This is a genomic window from Lactiplantibacillus sp. C232 (assembly GCF_023806725.1).
GTDB classification, from domain to species: domain Bacteria; phylum Bacillota; class Bacilli; order Lactobacillales; family Lactobacillaceae; genus Lactiplantibacillus; species Lactiplantibacillus plantarum.
In genome coordinates this window covers 194,258-211,782 of record NZ_JAMSKZ010000004.1, presented here as the reverse complement: position 1 = coordinate 211,782, position 17,525 = coordinate 194,258, and the positions used below count along the sequence as shown (strand labels likewise).

The 17,525-nt window shown below is 45.7% G+C and carries 16 protein-coding genes; 12 read left to right on the top strand and 4 right to left on the bottom strand.

What is annotated here, in order from left to right; genetic code table 11:
* The first annotated feature begins 135 nt into the window (after positions 1-135).
* From MZO41_RS06175 to MZO41_RS06150, 6 genes are all read left to right on the top strand, one after another.
* Positions 136-1,575 (top strand): 6-phospho-beta-glucosidase, encoded by a 1,440-nt coding sequence (locus tag MZO41_RS06175; protein WP_252129652.1) that lies wholly within the window; start codon positions 136-138, stop codon positions 1,573-1,575.
* 17 nt (positions 1,576-1,592) lie between these two features.
* Positions 1,593-3,035 carry a 6-phospho-beta-glucosidase gene (locus tag MZO41_RS06170; RefSeq protein WP_013355847.1) on the top strand — a complete coding sequence of 481 codons (1,443 nt, stop codon included), beginning with the start codon at positions 1,593-1,595 and terminating at the stop codon, positions 3,033-3,035.
* A gap of 509 nt (positions 3,036-3,544) precedes the next feature.
* The gene (gene dsdA, locus MZO41_RS06165) at positions 3,545-4,855 is read left to right on the top strand and encodes a D-serine ammonia-lyase (protein WP_003642545.1); all 1,311 of its coding nucleotides are present in this window, start codon (positions 3,545-3,547) and stop codon (positions 4,853-4,855) included.
* Between the two features lie 219 nt (positions 4,856-5,074).
* Entirely contained in the window at positions 5,075-5,818 is a 744-nt protein-coding gene (locus tag MZO41_RS06160; RefSeq protein ID WP_003642546.1) for an ABC transporter ATP-binding protein, read from the top strand.
* Positions 5,796-7,046: an ABC transporter permease gene (locus tag MZO41_RS06155; protein ID WP_016511800.1), complete on the top strand. Its 1,251-nt coding sequence runs from the start codon at positions 5,796-5,798 to the stop codon at positions 7,044-7,046. Before MZO41_RS06160 ends, MZO41_RS06155 begins: the two co-directional genes overlap by 23 nt.
* A gap of 4 nt (positions 7,047-7,050) precedes the next feature.
* A complete protein-coding gene (locus tag MZO41_RS06150; protein ID WP_003642548.1) occupies positions 7,051-7,722 on the top strand; it encodes a TetR/AcrR family transcriptional regulator in 672 nt (223 codons plus the stop codon).
* Positions 7,723-7,825: 103 nt separating this feature from the next.
* Here the strand turns inward: MZO41_RS06150 and MZO41_RS06145 are convergent, their stop codons facing one another.
* Positions 7,826-9,259: a nicotinate phosphoribosyltransferase gene (locus MZO41_RS06145; protein WP_013355846.1), complete on the bottom strand. Its 1,434-nt coding sequence runs from the start codon at positions 9,257-9,259 to the stop codon at positions 7,826-7,828.
* Positions 9,260-9,404: 145 nt separating this feature from the next.
* Here MZO41_RS06145 and MZO41_RS06140 point away from each other — a divergent pair, with 145 nt between their 5' ends.
* Positions 9,405-9,914, top strand: a complete 510-nt coding sequence (locus tag MZO41_RS06140) for a transcription repressor NadR (RefSeq protein WP_011101910.1) — start codon at positions 9,405-9,407, stop codon at positions 9,912-9,914.
* A gap of 380 nt (positions 9,915-10,294) precedes the next feature.
* Here MZO41_RS06140 and MZO41_RS06135 read toward each other — a convergent pair whose 3' ends face one another.
* The 3 genes from MZO41_RS06135 to MZO41_RS06125 all read right to left on the bottom strand — a co-directional run bounded on the left by MZO41_RS06135 (position 10,295) and on the right by MZO41_RS06125 (position 14,789).
* A complete protein-coding gene (locus tag MZO41_RS06135) occupies positions 10,295-11,599 on the bottom strand; it encodes an MFS transporter (RefSeq protein ID WP_013355845.1) in 1,305 nt (434 codons plus the stop codon).
* Positions 11,600-12,488: 889 nt separating this feature from the next.
* Positions 12,489-13,670: a GNAT family N-acetyltransferase gene (locus MZO41_RS06130; protein WP_003642551.1), complete on the bottom strand. Its 1,182-nt coding sequence runs from the start codon at positions 13,668-13,670 to the stop codon at positions 12,489-12,491.
* A gap of 27 nt (positions 13,671-13,697) precedes the next feature.
* Positions 13,698-14,789: a DUF871 domain-containing protein gene (locus MZO41_RS06125; protein ID WP_013355844.1), complete on the bottom strand. Its 1,092-nt coding sequence runs from the start codon at positions 14,787-14,789 to the stop codon at positions 13,698-13,700.
* Positions 14,790-14,953: 164 nt separating this feature from the next.
* Between MZO41_RS06125 and MZO41_RS06120 the strand changes: the two genes are divergently transcribed.
* Genes MZO41_RS06120 through MZO41_RS06100 form a run of 5 tightly spaced genes read left to right on the top strand, consistent with a single transcriptional unit; the run spans position 14,954 to position 17,504 of the window.
* Positions 14,954-15,175 carry a DUF2829 domain-containing protein gene (locus MZO41_RS06120; protein WP_003642553.1) on the top strand — a complete coding sequence of 74 codons (222 nt, stop codon included), beginning with the start codon at positions 14,954-14,956 and terminating at the stop codon, positions 15,173-15,175.
* A complete protein-coding gene (locus MZO41_RS06115) occupies positions 15,175-15,921 on the top strand; it encodes a 3-oxoacyl-ACP reductase (protein ID WP_003642554.1) in 747 nt (248 codons plus the stop codon). The genes MZO41_RS06120 and MZO41_RS06115 overlap by 1 nt, the downstream gene beginning before the upstream one ends.
* Positions 15,922-15,936: 15 nt before the next feature.
* The gene (locus tag MZO41_RS06110) at positions 15,937-16,305 is read left to right on the top strand and encodes an HIT family protein (protein ID WP_003642555.1); all 369 of its coding nucleotides are present in this window, start codon (positions 15,937-15,939) and stop codon (positions 16,303-16,305) included.
* Between the two features lie 15 nt (positions 16,306-16,320).
* Positions 16,321-16,887: an NUDIX hydrolase gene (locus tag MZO41_RS06105; RefSeq protein ID WP_013355842.1), complete on the top strand. Its 567-nt coding sequence runs from the start codon at positions 16,321-16,323 to the stop codon at positions 16,885-16,887.
* Positions 16,888-16,901: 14 nt separating this feature from the next.
* Positions 16,902-17,504 carry a sugar O-acetyltransferase gene (locus MZO41_RS06100; protein WP_003644736.1) on the top strand — a complete coding sequence of 201 codons (603 nt, stop codon included), beginning with the start codon at positions 16,902-16,904 and terminating at the stop codon, positions 17,502-17,504.
* The last annotated feature ends 21 nt before the right edge of the window (positions 17,505-17,525 follow it).

Here is a 17,525-nt window from a genome sequence, read left to right as displayed (position 1 = left end):
TTCATGCCGTGGTCGCTTATAATGGCAGACAGCTTAACAACGGTGACGTGGCGGTTACACGCTTTTCGTTAGTTAAGGTAACAAAGACTGTAACTCAGGGATAGCCTGAGCAGCATTAATGGAGGGAATTAGTTCATGACAAAAGGATACAAAATGCCCAAAGATTTTCTGTGGGGTGGCGCGGTCGCGGCCCATCAATTAGAAGGCGCTTGGGATGTTGATGGCAAGGGCGTTAGCATTGCCGATGTAATGACAGCCGGACGTAACGGGGTTCCCCGTAAAGTCACGGATGGCGTCAAAGATGGTGAAATCTATCCTAATCACTGGGGCAATGATTTTTATCATCGCTATCCAGAAGATGATCGATTATTTGAAGAAATGGGCTTTAAGTGTTTCCGGACGTCAATCGCGTGGACCCGGATTTTCCCGAATGGTGATGAGAGCGAGCCTAACGAAGCTGGTTTGAAGTTTTACGATGACTTATTCGATGATTTATTATCGCATGGCATCCAACCCGTTGTGACCCTGTCACACTTTGAAATTCCATACCACTTAGTGAAGGTTTATGGTGGTTTCAGCAACCGTAAGATGATCGACTTCTTTGTTCATTTTGCGAAGACCGTCTTCAAGCGCTATCAGGATAAGGTCAAGTATTGGATGACCTTCAACGAAATCAATAACCAAACAGCTTGGAGTGATCCGCACCCATTGTTACAAAATTCCGGCCTGCAACTTAGCAAGGATGACAATTGGGAACAGGCGATGTATCAAGCAGCTCATTATGAATTAGTAGCGAGTGCCCTAGCTGTGCAAGCGGGCCACGCAATCAATCCTGATTTTCAAATCGGCTGTATGGTCGCGATGTGTCCAATCTATCCACTAACAGCTAAACCAGCGGATGTGATGATGGCGGAACGGGCCATGCAAAAACGGTATTGGTTCGGGGATGTCCACTGTCTCGGTGAATATCCAAAGTGGTTACCGAAGTACTTTGAACGCAAGGGCTTCGATATGGATATTACCGCTGCTGACTTGGCAACTTTAAAGGCTGGTACGGTGGATTACGTTGGTTTCAGTTATTACATGTCATTTGTTACAAAGGGTCGTGACGGTGACAGTGATTACGATTTCAAGGAACCCGATGACTTTGTTGAGAACCCCTACGTTAAGAAGTCTGATTGGGGCTGGCAAATTGATCCAACTGGGTTGCGCTATGCGATGAACTGGATGCAAGATCGGTGGCACTTACCACAATTCATTGTTGAAAATGGCTTTGGTGCTTACGATAAGAAGGAAGCCGACGGGAGTGTACATGACGACTACCGGATCAGTTACTTCCGTGATCACATCTTGGCGATGGAACAAGCGGTCGTATTAGATGGTGTTGATCTGATTGGCTATACACCGTGGGGCTGTATTGATTTGGTCTCAGCAAGTACTGGTGAAATGGCGAAACGGTATGGATTCATTTATGTTGACGCCGATGATAATGGTCAAGGCAGTTTTGACCGTTCTAAGAAAGACTCCTTTAACTGGTTCCAACAAGTTATTGCGAGTGATGGTGAAGATTTATAGTGAAAGGATGATAATGCATGGCAACAACGAGTGGTTTACGATCTGATTTCTTATGGGGTGGGGCGGTCGCAGCCCATCAACTAGAAGGCGGCTGGCAAGCTGGTGGCAAAGGGGTCAGTGTGGCTGATGTCATGACTGCCGGTGCCAACGGTGTTCCTCGTGAAATCACGGATGGTGTGATTGCGGGTAAGAATTACCCGAACCATGAAGGCATCGACTTTTATGGTCACTATAAGGAAGATATCAAGCTATTTGCTGAGATGGGCTTCAAGTGTTTTCGGACATCGATCGCCTGGACGCGGATTTTTCCAAATGGTGATGAAGAAGAACCCAATGAAGCGGGTTTGAAGTTCTATGATGATATGTTCGATACTTGCCGGCAATATGGTATCGAACCAGTGATCACGCTGGCCCACTTTGAAATGCCGTACCACTTAGTTAAGGAATATGGTGGCTGGCGTTCGCGGAAAGTCATTGACTTTTTCGTGCACTACGCTGAAACGGTCTTCAAACGCTATAAGAACAAGGTTAAGTACTGGATGACCTTCAACGAAATTAATAATCAGACGACTTATACGAACCAATTCCTGATGGCGACGGATTCTGGTTTAGTGTTGAAGCCCGATGATCCTGACGCTGAAGCTTTGATGTATCAAGCTGCTCATTATGAAGTCGTTGCCAGTGCGCTAGCCGTTAAGATTGGCCATGCCATTAATCCCGACTTCCAGATTGGCAATATGATCAACATGACACCGATTTATCCTGCAAGTGCTAAGCCACAAGATATCATGCAAGCTGAAAAGGCTATGCAGCGGCGTTATTGGTTTGCAGACGTACAATCATGGGGCTATTATCCAAATAATATGGAAGCTTACTTCAAACAGACTGGTTTCCGCCCTGATATCACGGCCGAAGACCGCCAAGTCTTGAAGGAAGGCACCGTTGATTATATTGGCTTTAGTTACTATAATTCCAACACGGTCGCCGCTCAGGATGATAACCCAAGTTACCACTTTGTCGGGACCGAAGCCGTTGATAATCCATATTTGAAGACGAGCGAATGGGACTGGCCAATCGATCCAGAAGGTTTGCGGTATTCTTTGAATTGGTTACAAGACCGCTATCACAAGCCAATGATGATTGTTGAGAATGGGTTGGGTGCCCGCGACAAAGTCGAAGCCGATGGTAGTATTCATGATCCTTACCGGATTGACTATTTACGCGCTCATATCAGTGAAATGATCAAGGCCGTTACCGAAGATGGGGTCGACTTGATTGGCTATACGCCGTGGGGGTGTATCGATTTGGTCTCAGCTGGAACTGGTCAGATGTCGAAACGTTACGGTTTTATCTACGTCGACAAGGACGATGAAGGTAACGGGACACTAGAGCGCTCGAAGAAGGATTCGTTCTACTGGTATCAAAAAGTGATTCGGACGAATGGGGCCGATTTGAAGTAGGAAACTCGTTGTGCTAGAAGACTACTGAATGATTATGCAGTTCGAACGACGATTATTAGTCAATTAATAACCACTAATTGAAGACGACGTTCAAAGTGAGTGAACTTTGAACGTCGTTTTTCGATTGCCTTATTAGCTTGTTTGATTGGCTAATCAACAATTATTGTTAATCAGTGCCTAAAGATTGTTTCTAAGTATCAAATATGGTTAAATGATGGACGAAGGTGATGTCATATTATCTAACATGAGTTGTGATTAAAAATCGTTAGATTCAGAGAAAAGCCACTAACTTAGGTTCGGTTGAAAGGGTCGGGTTGGGGGAGGCTTGTTGGCTCAGTGCGTGTTATATCGACTTATCGGCATTTGTGCTGATCGTGGTGACGTTTCAGTATGTTACCTAGTCTCGGAAGGTCGGAATAGGCTGAACGCATGCAGACGGCCATCGAAAACTGATAATTTTAACTCACGATACGTAATATGATGCAATTAAATGAAAAGGACCTGAAAGTATGGATACAACGGTAATGATTGAAGAACACCCACAGATTAAGGAATTGATGGCAAAACGACCAATTGTTTGGCAGAACCCAGATTATGGGAAGCGGGCGGACCTGCCGTTAACGCGGGCCGATATTTTTGACGCGGTCGCACGTTGGGAACGTTTCGCACCATTTTTGGCCGTTGCTTTTCCAGAAACGGCAGCTATGAATGGGATTATTGAGTCACCATTGTTACCACTTGAGCAGATGAAACCAGCATGGGAGGCTCTCAACCACCAGTCATTGGCGGGGCAGCTTTATTTAAAAGCTGATAGTCAGTTGCCGATTTCGGGTTCGATCAAGTCACGTGGTGGGATTTACGAAGTGCTCAAGTTTGCTGAACAGGTAGCCATGGCCCATACGGACTTAACGTATATGGATGATTACAGTGTCTTGGCAACGGCTAAGTATCACGAGTTATTTGCACAATACGGCGTCATCGTTGCATCGACGGGAAACTTGGCACTCAGTGTGGGCATCATGGCCGCAACGTTTGGATTTAAGACGACCGTTTATATGTCTCACGATGCTCGTCAGTGGAAGAAGGACAAACTGCGGGCAAATGGCGTCACCGTTGAGGAACTAAATACCGACTTTTCAAGTGTGATTCCGGTGGCCCGTGCCGCCGCGGCCAAGGATGACCATACGCACTTTGTTGATGATGAAGGTTCACGTGACTTATTCCTCGGGTACGCTGTTGCTGGGGTACGGTTACAACATCAATTAAAAGTACAAGGCATCAAGATGGATGCTGCGCACCCGGTCGTCGTTTATTTACCGGCCGGGGTCGGTGGCAGTCCTAGTGGCGTCGCTTTTGGCCTCAAGATGATTATGGGAGCCAATATTTACCCCGTCTTTTGTGAACCGACCCACGTGCCGTCCGTGACCTTAGGGATGATGACCAAGCTGAATGAAAAAATTGCTGTTCAAGACATTGGTTTAGATGGCCTGACTGCCGCTGATGGGTTAGCCGTTAGCCGGCCATCACGGTTGGCAGGCAAGGTGATGCAAACGCTATTACTCGGAACAGCAACATTTGAAGATGATGATTTATATCGTTATTTGACGAAGCTCGTCGATACTGAAGATGTAATGGTCGAACCATCCGCTGCAGCCGGCTTTACCGCGATCGCCCCCATCATGGCCCAATTTCCCACGCTTGCTGGCAAAGACGTCACCCACATTGTCTGGGCAACTGGCGGCGACATGATGCCGGAATCGGAGCGTCAGTTGGATTATGAGCTAGGACAAAAATTGCTGACCAAGATTAACAATCGTTAAAACATTGCTAACGCTTATATCAGTGCTGATATTTAATTAAAATGCGACATCCCAACAACGGGGTGGCGCATTTTTGTTTGCAGTGCGGTGACAAATGGGCTGGAAATAAAACGAGTGAGTGACAACTCATTTTGCTGTTGACAAACCGAGATGTACTGATTATACTAAAGCCATTAAGTGAGTGAGTATACACTCATTTCGAGGAAGAGGGTTATTAAAATGGCAACGGATTATGTCATCGCCAAGCAGGTCAGCAAGCACTTTGGTCATCAGCAAGTGCTTAATCAGATTGATTTGACACTGCCGGCTGGAATGATTTATGGCTTGATTGGGCCATCGGGAGCTGGGAAGACCACCTTGATCAAGAGTATTTTAGGGATGGAAGCTGTGGATAGTGGCACTGTTAAAGTTATGGATACGGTGATGCCCAATAGGGCGGTAATGGCACAAGTAGGGTATATGGCCCAAAGTGACGCCTTGTATGAGACACTAACGGCCCGTGAAAACCTGACCTTTTTTGGGCAATTAATGAGTGTTCCAAAAATAAAGTTAGCACAGATGATTGATTATGCAGCCGGATTAGTTGACTTGACGTCCCAATTAGACAAGCGGGTCAGTGGCTATTCGGGTGGGATGAAACGGCGCTTGTCGTTGGCAATCGCCCTGATTCAGGATCCCCAATTATTGATTTTAGATGAACCGACCGTTGGGATTGATCCAGAATTACGGCAACAAATTTGGACCGAACTAAATAAGCTCAAGGATACTGGTAAGTCGATGCTCGTGACAACGCATGTCATGGACGAAGCAGAACGGTGTGATTATCTCATGTTGATTCGGCACGGGATTGCGCTTGCTGAGGGGACACCCGCGGCACTGAAACAACAGTATGCAGTAGATACGATCGAACAGGTCTTTTTGAAAGCGGGGCGGATGCAAGATGCGAACGATGGCAATCGTTAGACGAGTTTTTAAGCAAATGTTACGTGATAAGCGTACCTTGGCGCTGATGTTTTTGGCACCACTCTTAATTATGGCGTTGATGTATTTTTTGTTTCAAAATAACACGACTCAAGTGGCGACTTTAGGTGTTCACAATGTTGATCATCAGGTGGTCAAAGCCATTAATACGAAGCATGTCGATATTCACCATTACAGTAGTAACCAGGCAAAAGCGATGATTAAGCAGCATGATTTGGATGGATATTTGACGCAAAAAGATGGCAACTTAACGATCACGTATTCTAATAGTAATCCGACCAATACGTCATTGATCAAAGCTTCTTTGCAAAGCGGACTGGTCAAATTAAAAATTCAAACGTTGGTCACGGCTACTAAAGCACAAAAAAAGGTGTTGCAAACGCAACAGGTGGCACTACAAAAGTTGACCGCGGCGCAAAAACAGGCAACGGTTAGCAAGCTAAAGACTGCCTTGGCCCAAGCACAGGCAAGTGGGAATACTGCTGCTGCGGCTAAAATTCAAAAGCAATTGAGGCAGGCTACAGCGAGTGCTGCGGCGCCAACAAATAGTCAATCACAAACGACGACCTATACCACTAGCAGTCATTATATTTATGGTAGTAGTGATTCAACGTTCTTTGAAAACTTTTTGCCAATCTTTCTCGGTTTCTTTGTCTTCTTCTTTGTGTTCTTGATTTCTGGCGTTTCACTTTTGAATGAGCGCACTACTGGAACCCTAAGCCGGCTACTTGCAACTCCAATTCGACGGAGTGAAATTATTATGGGCTATCTAATTGGTTATGGGGGCTTTGCCATCATTCAGACTGTCCTGACCGTTGTTTTTGCAATTACGGTCTTCAAGATTCACTTAGTTGGTAGTATTTGGCTGGTCTTTCTGACTAACTTATTATTAGCGTTAGTGGCTTTGACCTTGGGTATCTTTATTTCCACCTTTGCTAACTCAGAATTTCAAATGATTCAGTTTATTCCACTGATTGTTGTACCACAAATCTTTTTTGCTGGGTTGATTCCAGTCGATGGCATGGCGAGTTGGTTGCAAGCAATTGCCCACATCATGCCGTTATACTATGGTGCTAATGCGTTGACGGCTGTTGTGACAAAGGGTGCTGGGCTTGGCGATATTGGTGTCAATTTGTTAATATTAGTAGGGTTTATGGTCGTACTAACAATGTTGAATATTGTTGGAATGAAACGTTATCGGAAGGTGTGAGGATATGGAACGACCACGGATACGGGATTATTTTCAACATGATCTAAGTCAGAATGAAACGATTACACCTAAGCAACGGGCCATCCTCCAGGCAAGTCTCGATTTGTTTGCTGAAAAGGGTTTTGACCAGACTAGTACTAGTGATATTGCACAACGGGCCGGCGTTGCGGAGGGGACGGTCTATCGGCGGTATAAGACTAAGGCTGCCTTACGGGATGCCATCTTAGCACCAATTGCCGCACACATTGTGCCAATTTTAGCGAGTGATTTTTCAGAGGATGAATTACGGCAGCGTTATCCCAGTCTACAGGCATTCGTCACAGCAATTTTTACGGACCGAGTTGCATTTGCTAAAGCTAACGTGAAAGAGTTAAAGGTCATTTTTGAAATGGCAGCTTTTGACGCCGAACGACGCGAACAGATTCTTAGCCAGATTGCGCCTAAGATGGTCAAGCAGATGGGAAGTGTCATAAATCAACTAAAAGCAGATCATTTGATTGTGGATTGGCCGAATGATTTGATACTGCAAAGTTTGTTATCGCAGCTATTCGGTTACCTAGCGCGGTTAATGCTGGAATTGCCGGGAACTGAAATTGAGCGCGAACAAGCGTATTTGATTACGGTGATGACCAAAATATTGACCCCGGGTGAACATGATCAAATTACTGGTCAGTGAGCTAAGTGTTACTTGATATAAACTAAAGCCACTTCTGTACTTAGCGGTCATTTGAACGCTAAGTACAGAAGTGGCTTTGGTCGTTGCTACGCGTGTTCGTTTGTTAATCTGCTAGTATCGTCATTTTATTCAACAAACTAGTTTGTAACTGGCTGAGTGTGGTTGTCATGTAGACCGGGTAAAGATCTGGGTTGACGAGCCGCTGGGTTGTTCGTGGGAGCTCGGCAAGTTTAGCCTGGGTCGTTGCCTGAATGGTTGTAACCGGAATTGATGTGGTGTTGGACAAATCTACCGGCGCGAGTAAGGGCCGGGCTTCAAAATGGGTGAGTCGCTGTTGGCGGTCGACACTGAGTGGGTCACTGTTGACGACGGTTAGGCTGGTCGCATCGACGATCGTCTCGGTAGCTAGTGCAATCAAGTCAGCAAAGGCCCGCTGAGTTCCTGGTTCGTACAGACGATAGACTTGCTTATCACCAGGAATCGTTAGTTTTTCGCGACTGGCACTGACCTTGATCTTGGGGGTGCTCTGACCATTGCTCTCAGTTGCCGCAAGCTTGTAGACGCCACTTAGAACCGGTGCGGACGCGCTAGTGATGAGCTTTTCACCGATACCAAAATTATCGATCGGTGCGCCTTCGTGCAACAGCGAGGTAATGATGTGTTCATCCAATGCGTTAGAAATAGTGATTTTGGCATTGGGAAAGCCAGCCGCGTCCAATTGTGTCCGGGCAGCTTGTGATAAAGTCGTGACGTCCCCCGAATCGATTCGAATACCGACGGGTTCATGCCCAGCTGCTCGTAGCTCCTTAAAGACCGTCACCGCGTTAGGGATCCCAGAGTTAAGCACATCATAAGTATCGACTAGTAGCGCACTATTGTCAGGATATTGTTCGGCCCACTTGCGAAACGCCGTTAGTTCATCCGGGAAGGCTTCAATCCAACTGTGGGCCATGGTACCAGCAACGGGAATATCAAACAGCTTCGCAGCGAGAACGTTTGAAGTACTATTGGCGCCACCAATAATGGCTGCCCGGGTGCCGTAAAGCGCGCTGTCCGGGCCTTGCGCACGGCGCGCACCGAATTCCATAATTGGACGTCCTGCCGCAGCATAACTCAGTCGACGAGCTTTAGTGGCAATCAGTGATTGGTGATTGACGATATTTAAGGCGAGTGTTTCAAGTAATTGCGCTTGCTCAAGTGGCCCAGTGATTGTCAATAGTGGTTCACGAGGAAAGACCGGGGTTCCTTCTGGTAGTGCCTTAATTTGGCAAGTTAACTTAAAATTTGCCAGCATGGCTAAGAAGGATTCATCCCATAGGTTAAGTTGACGGAAGTAGTCGAGGTCACTGTTGGTAAAATGAAAATCTTGTAAAGCTTCGACAACTTGCTGGAGGCCGGCCGCAATGACAAAGCTACCATTGTCAGGAACCCGGCGATAAAAAAGGTCGAAGGTGGCGTTGGTCTGAGGTAAGTCGTGATGAAATCCATTTGCCATTGAGAGTTCGTATAAGTCGGTTAATAAAGATAAATTGCGCATTGCTAATCAATCCCGTTATTAAGATTTAGGTGTCTTGACACCTATGATAAATGAACTTAGTTTATCATAATTTAGTATTTGATGAAAGCTATTCTACTGGTTTTCTGGTAGAATGATTCTATTGAAAGAGTAAGAAGGGTGAGTCATGACAGGATCAGAACGGCGTGAACAAATTCGATCAAAATTATCGCAAACGCAGATCCCCGTAAGTGCAACAACGCTAGCGAAGCAGTTTAACGTTAGTCGTCAGACCATTGTTGGGGATATTTCATTATTGAGGGCTCACGGAACGGCCATTGTTGCTACTCTTCAAGGGTATGAATTAGAAAAAGCGGATCAGCCAACTGCTGTCCTAGTTTGCCGTCATTTTCCAAACGAAGCGATGCAGGAAATGGCCTTGATCATTCACGCAGGGGGCATAATCAAGGATGTTGAAGTCGAACACCCATTGTATGGCCGGCTCCGGGGTGAATTAGAGATTCGCTCAGTTGGTGATGTTAATCTGTTTATGGGCCGGCTCAAGAAATTGCAAGGCCATTTATTATCAGAATTAACAGATGGCGTCCATAGCCATACGGTTGCTTATCAGACCCCAGAACAATTAACAGCCATCAAGGCAGCTTTACGGGATGCGGGTTATTTGTATGAAAATTAATGTCAAGACATGGTTAATATTACATTGGTAATCAATTGATATTCGTTAGTTTTATTTACGCACGATGCTGGTGATTAACCAGGATAATGTCAGTAAAAAGATGTTTGGAGATCTAGTCGGATCTTCAAACATCTTTTTTGAATAGAATAACTATTTGCCGTTGCAAAAGCGCTAGTTGTTCATAACGATTGGTCGTGATGTTGATCGTAACATTGGCTGGTATAATTCCTAGGTATTATGTCGGTCGTTAATCAATAATTTGTTTATTGGCGGTTTTATGAGGGCTCGAAGTGATAGAAGCACGGTGGTGAGCCCGTTGAAAGTCGAAAGCAACGTTTTCCATCGCAATCGGGATTGTTAATTGCCTGATGATACGTGACTCATGGCTGTTCACTATGAATGGCCTGATTTAATGGCCGCAACAGCAGTAACGTATACCCAAGTAGTAGAATTCCGTTGATGATTAGTACGAGACCGCCATGAGTGGTACTTTGAAAGATTAAAGTGAACATAAGTGTTCCGATTGGCATGATTGAGCTATTGACTGTTGTTAATGTTGCAACGACTCGGCCTAGTAATTTAGTTGGCACGGTTTGCTGCAAGTAGACCTGAAACGTTATATTAAGAATAACAAGCGCGAAAGCCAATATTCCCATGATAAAGCTACCAAGCAGGGCATATCCAGTTGGTGATTGGGACGTCATGAACAGAACACCTAATAGCAATATTTGGCTATCAAGAATAAGTACCGGAATAATTAATTTTAAAAAGAGACGTTTCTGACCGGTTGGCGGTAGCAAAGTTAAAAGTAGACTGCCAAGTAGCATACCAATTGCGCTCCCGGTTTCAAGCACGCCAATAGGACCATTACCTGTGTGAAGCTGATCTTTTAAGATGTACGGAATTCCAATCGTAACAGCAGTATATAAGAAGTTCAGAATAACACTCAACAGAATTGTAATTTTAATCATTGTTCGCGACCGCATGTAATTTAGACCAGAATGAAATTTTGCAAACTGACTGTGCGAATTTACTGGGGCGTGTTGTGAATTAGCGAATTGATTAGTTGCGTGATAATGAAATTTCATTGTGAGCATAATGCCAAATGAGGCGAGTGTGGCAACAATCTCTAATATAACGAAGCCAGAAAAGCCGACTAAACTGTATAACCCAACGCCTAACGCTGGTGATAGAATCGAGGAAAGAGAAATTGCACTTTGGGTTAATGAACTTAGACGTTGAATGTTGTGAGCGTTAACAAGCTCATGGGTGGCGGCAGAATAACAGGTATCATTAATGTTTGTCGAAATTGCATCGATAATTAGAAAAAGAACGATTGGAATGAGTTTTGCTGTTGCCGTAAATAAGTTGATACTAGCAGCGAATAAAATTAGTGCAAGCGTGCGGGCAGTCAGGCTACCAGTGAGAATGGTTTTGTGCGGATAAGTATCAATCAGATTGCCAATTGGGACAAGGCAAAGCAAGCCAACAATTGGACTGATAATCATGTTGATACCAAAGCTAATGGCAGAGTGTGTTTCATCGAGTAACATGAGTCCAAGGCCAAAAGTGAACATTTTACCGCTTAGTGAACTAATGAAATTACTTGCGGCAGCTTTGAAGATTTGCAAGCTAGATTGATGATTACTAATGTTGATGGTTAAACCAGGTTGTTTGATGGCCATGGCGAGTTCCTTTCGGTAGTATGAATTGATTAGAAATGAAAAATGGCTAATCTAATATAATTTTAATGTTTTTAATTGAATTGTCAATTTTCGCTAGACAGCACCTAGTCATGATGAAACAGGTAGCCGGTAAGTATTTGTATAGTTGGTGAAGATTCTGAATATATCTGGAAGATTAAGCATGATTGCTCAAATGAAAAAGACAGATCTTTTTGGAAAAATAGTGGTTGCTGTCATATTTAAGCAGTCGCCCATTCGAATTTAATCACATCGGATTCGAATTATGGTTGATAGTTTGTAAGTCGATATTCAAATCCAGTGCCATTCAACAGTGTGCTTTTAAACTAGTTGCTGGTTTAATTTGATGGGCGACAAGGATAATCATGAAGGCTCGTCGGTTCAAGGTAAATGACAGTTGTTTTTTAGAGATTGCAGTGTGTTCAGCAAATTCGGTTTAGGTCACGTGGTAATAGGGCATAATTTGTTTAATGTATTAGTGGGAAATGTCGTTGGCGTTGCAGTGATAGCGACAGCATGATCATGATTAACATGATTTATTCGAATAATGACCTCACTTTCTAATAGCAATTGAAGCCTACTGCGTTGGAATATTCCTGTCGAGTAAATAACCAACGTATTTGCTAAGGTAGCTTAAACATGGAGACTAATGAGGTCCGTGATTTGAGGGCAATTCATTATTATTAAGTTGATTTGCTCACGGCTCCAGCTTAATCGACTGGTGCTAGTATCTGTTGCCATCTGATTCGTAAATGACTTAATCTATGCAAATCTCAATACCAGTCAGCGTCTGAACAAAAAGTGGGCCGCCAGAATAATCATTCTGGCGGCCCACTTTGAGTCAGTCATGCTGCTTATCTAAATCAAGCACTTAAAAGTAGTCAATAAGTGCTGGTCGTTCTTTCACTAGACTAGTGTCAAGTCGGTTGATCGCATTCACATCACCGGTGATTAATCCGTGTTGGTACGCCCGGGCTAAGCTCTGGGTGCCAAAGCAAGCAGTGGTTAATTGCTGAATCGTTAACTGAATGTCAGCCGGTCCAGTTAATTGGTCGCTAACCCGATTGAGCGTTACTTGCCCGTTGTGCCGCGTCAATGACCAGATTCCTTGATTAGCAGGGAGGGTAGCGTCACTGACTGCTAGGCGAATTGGTTGGATGTCCGTGAGAAACGGATAGCGCTTGATAAAGTCATATAAATCAACAATGCGGGCCATCATGTACGGCTGGACAGTCACTTTTAAACGGTATGGGTCGGCTAGTAGGTCCAAGCCGTTGGTCGCACTTGGGCTATCATAACTAAACGTTTCAAAGGTGGTGCCATGCTTAGTGATAAAGTTAGCCAATCGTTCGAAAGCGGTCGGCGTGCTAGTCACCCATTCTTGAATCGCAAAGTTAGTGGCCTGCCGTTCATAGATCAAATAGCCCTCGATATTGGCAGCCGCATTGCGGTAAATTGCGACCGACCAATGATGTTTGAGAGTCAGGTAATGTTGCCACCAGGCTGGTCGAATCAGACCACCACGCTGATTTTGCGGTTGTCGTGCATAAAAATCGTTGATTTGGGCCAGCCCGTCATTGCCATAGCGGGTGATCGTACCAGACCAGTCCGTCGGTTTGACACGTGGTAGGTCTGGAGCGGCCATGACTTGGTGCGCGTGGTCGAAGACGTGTTCATAGCCAAAACGACGATAGTAACCGTACGCGAAGGGGGCAAGGTAGGACAGCGTCACGTGGTTGGCTGCCATTTCTGTCAGCGCCGTCGTTAACAGCTGTCCCGCGCCACCCTGACCGGCATATTCAGGCGCACTCATCACGTCGCCAATACCATTCATCCGGTAGGTGACACCATGAAAGTTGACTGCTAGTGGCAGACTGTATAGCCCACTGACCAGTTGACCATGATCGTGACGGCCGTAGATCCAGCCATGTTGGTAGCGATCCATGAAAAATCGCCGCCGCGCGGGGGTATCGTGATTATTGAACGCGTATTGATAAAGTTGGTAGAAAGCTTCGCGGTCAGCATCGCTAGTTAAACGGTAATCAGTTGTCATTAATGCGACCCCTCCATTCGTTGAGTACTATTTGGCAGCGACAAATTTAAAGTCGGCCCACGGTTGTAACAAGTTAAGGCAAGGTAAGTCACTCTTGGTAATATGACCAACCACATTGATTCGGCCAGTATTTTCAAGATTTTGGCGTGCAATCTGCAATTCACCTTTGTATTGCCCAAACTCATCGTTATCGATCAAGACATCACCGGTATGAATGGCATCTAGGTGATGAGCAGGAAAGGCTTCGTCTTTGTAGATGACCCGGGTCTGAGAAGAACGAATGACGTAATCTGAAAAATCACCGCGATAAGTCTGTGGTTGCGCAAAGAGTACTTTTTCTTCAACTGCCGATAGATCAGCAACGGTTTCGACGTGTAGCAGTGGGTAAGGACTAAAGAACACTTCAGCAGCGGCTTTTAGTTCGGCTTCACTCGCGTAGGCGTTACCAATTAAAACGTCGTCGATCAGCCCCGTCATTTTCAAATGTTGAACTTGTGCCGCAATCGGTAACCCCCGATGATCTTCAAGGGTACATAACCCGTCTTGCATGGGCCAAGGCCCATAAGTCGCATCATTTGATGAAACAAACGCGGCGGTGTTGATGCCATACTGACGGTATTGTTCAGAAGTCTGAACAAAATAATCATAACCAAGACCAGTGTATTGTTGTGGGTAGAAGTTATGTGAGCCTAGTAAGTTATCTTTTTCAGGTGAATAATCCATAATCGTGTCAACATAGTGAGTCCCTTTGGACATGTTGACTTCAATCTTAATGCCGAATTCGTTGTGCGTCATCCGGGCTTCTTCTTGACCAGTGAATCCTAGGTCGAGGCGGACACCCCAGGCACCGAGGTCGTGGAAGAATGACAAGTCGTCATAGGACACGCCAAGTTGTTTGAAGAGGTCAGGATTGACGTCGACCATTACTTGCAAGCCTAATTGCTTCGCGTAAGTGATCACTTTTTTAAAGTTGGCAACCACTGCGGCTTGGTCCCCTTTGATTTCAAGCAGTGAAGTGAATACCCGTTGATAGCCATATTTTGCGGCTAAATCGAGGTACGCCGCATCCTTTTCAAAGGTTGATCGTTCGGGATAAACGGAAACACCGAGTTTACTCATTTAAAATTCCTCCAAATAATAATTAGTTTCTGTATTCGCTTACATTATCGCACAAATAATTGGTCCGTACCAGTAAAATAGACAATTTGTTGGTACCAATTTTTGCCTGTCACTCCACGCGGGATTATGATACGATTTGGGTATTAATAATTGGAGGTATCATGATGACATTTGAAGCTATTTTACCTGAATTAAAAGCTGGTAAGCGCGCTGTTCGGACTGGTTGGGAAGGGACCGAATTGTTCGTCGAATTACAGACGGCAACCACTTTCAACGGCGACCCGCTGAACCCGTACTTTTTAATCAAAACGGCCGATGAAGCCTATAGTATGTGGTCACCAACAGATTGTGATATTTTAGCGACGGACTGGCAGTTGGTTGACTAATGCAATTTGATGAATATCGTGGACAGACTGTCTTGGTTACTGGAGCTGCCTCCGGGATTGGCTTAGCCCAGGTCCAGAGTTTCCTAGCCCAGGGGGCTGACGTGATTGCCATTGATCGGCAACCACAGCCATCAGCGCTAGTAACGACGTCAGCCCTGCGCTATGAAATTGCTGATGTGACCGACACTAATGCGCTCGTCGCGGCGATTAAATCAGGAGTTAACGTACTCGGCAAGCCAACCGTCGTGTGCAATACGGCCGGTAAGTTAGACGGCTATCAACCAACTTTAGCAACGGATCTGAAAACGTGGCAAGATATTTTGGCGACGGATCTGACAAGCCAGTTTATCGTGACTAATGCGGTGCTACCTGCAATGTTAGCCGCACAACACGGCGTTTTCGTGAATATGGCATCGATCGCTGGACTGGTGGGTGGCGGAGGCGGCGCAGCGTATACCGCAGCCAAACACGCCATCATTGGTTATACGAAACAACTTGACTTGGACTATGCGGCTCAGGGAATTCGCGCCAACTGCATTGCGCCGGGGGCTATCGATACCCCGATGAATGCCGCTGATTTTGCTGGCGATGGTAAGATGGCGAAATGGGTTGCCAGTGAGACGCCCGCAAAACGGTGGGCCCAACCGCAGGAAGTTGCAGATCTGACGCTATTCTTAGCGAGTCAGCACGCTGATTATATTCATGGGACGGTGGTTCCAATTGATGGTGGTTGGTTAGCAAAATAGGAAGGGGACTTTGGTATGGCTTGTATTTTTTGTCAGCCGTTGCCGTATATTTTGGAGAATGACCTAGCAGCGGCCTTCTTCGATAAAAAGCCGGTGAGTCCGGGGCATTTGTTGATTATTCCGAAAGCACATTATGCCACGTATTTTGATGTGCCCACGGCGACCAGGAATGCGATGCTCGCCTTACTGACCCAAGCAAAAGCGTACCTAGATGCGCACAATCATCCGGATGGCTATAATATTGGCATTAACGTTGATCCGGCTGCGGGCCAAACCGTAATGCATTGTCATCTCCATCTGATACCGCGATATCAAGGTGACGTGCCAGACCCCGCGGGTGGCATTCGTAAGATGCTGCCGGATGGTGTACCGGATTTGAGATAGATTAAGGAGTAGTGAATGTGTATGGCAGATTTATTTGAGAAAGTTGGCCGGCGCGGTAAGGTCCTATCAACGACACCGGTGTATCATGGGCCGATTTTTGATTTGGTCAAACAAACGATTGAAACACCTGATGGATTAGAAGTAAAACGCGATTTGATTCAGCATGGGAACGCCGTCACGATTTTAGCCATCACCGCGGATGACCAAGTCGTGCTAGGTTCAGAGTACCGGGTCGGTCGCAATGCCGAGACGATTAGTTTACCTGCTGGCCTCATTAATGCGGGGGAAGATCCGTTAACGGCCGCGGCCCGTGAATTACAAGAGGAGACGGGCTACATTGCCCATGAACCACAAATTATGACGCAAATTAGCTCGTCGGAAGGTTTCACGGACGAAACGGTCAGCTTGATTTTGACTCACATTGATCCGCAAGAACATGGCGAACGGCATTTTGACGCGGACGAATACGTGAATACGCAACTTGTCCCGCTCAGTAAAGTGATTGACCTATTAAAGAATGGCCAGATTCGTTCAGCACAAGGAATTTGCGCAATAACATGGTACTTGAATTTTATTCGATAGAAGTGGGGTGCGGAATGAATTTAGATGAGAAGTTTGCGTACATGGCGACTGGTCAGCCGTATCGAGATACGGATGCAGAACTAACGGCGTTGCGTGACCAAGCAACGTTGACAACGAACGCGGTCAATGCGACTGCTGATCCAGAGACTAAAGAAACTTTATTGCGACAATTGGTTGGTTCAGCTGGTCGCAAGCCATTTGTGAATCCTAATTTTCGCGTTGAATTTGGACGGAACATTCATCTAGGGGATAACTTTTATGCCAACTATGATTGTGTGATGTTAGATGGGGCGCCAATTACGATCGGCAGTCAGGTCTTGCTGGGGCCAAAAGTTGGTCTTTACACGAGCAACCACTTGTTTGATGCAACCGAACGAATTAGGGGCGGCTGCATCGCCCGACCAATCACAATTGGTGATGGTTGTTGGCTAGCCGCTAACGTCACCGTATTACCAGGAGTGACCATTGGTGCTAACACGATTATTGGTGGTGGGAGCGTGGTAACCCACGATATTCCAGCTAACGTGATTGCGGCTGGCAACCCTTGCCAAGTTATTCGACCAATCACGGCGGCCGACCGCACTGGTTACACCGGGGCGCAATTCGAATTGTCATGATGAACGACAAAATACCACCTT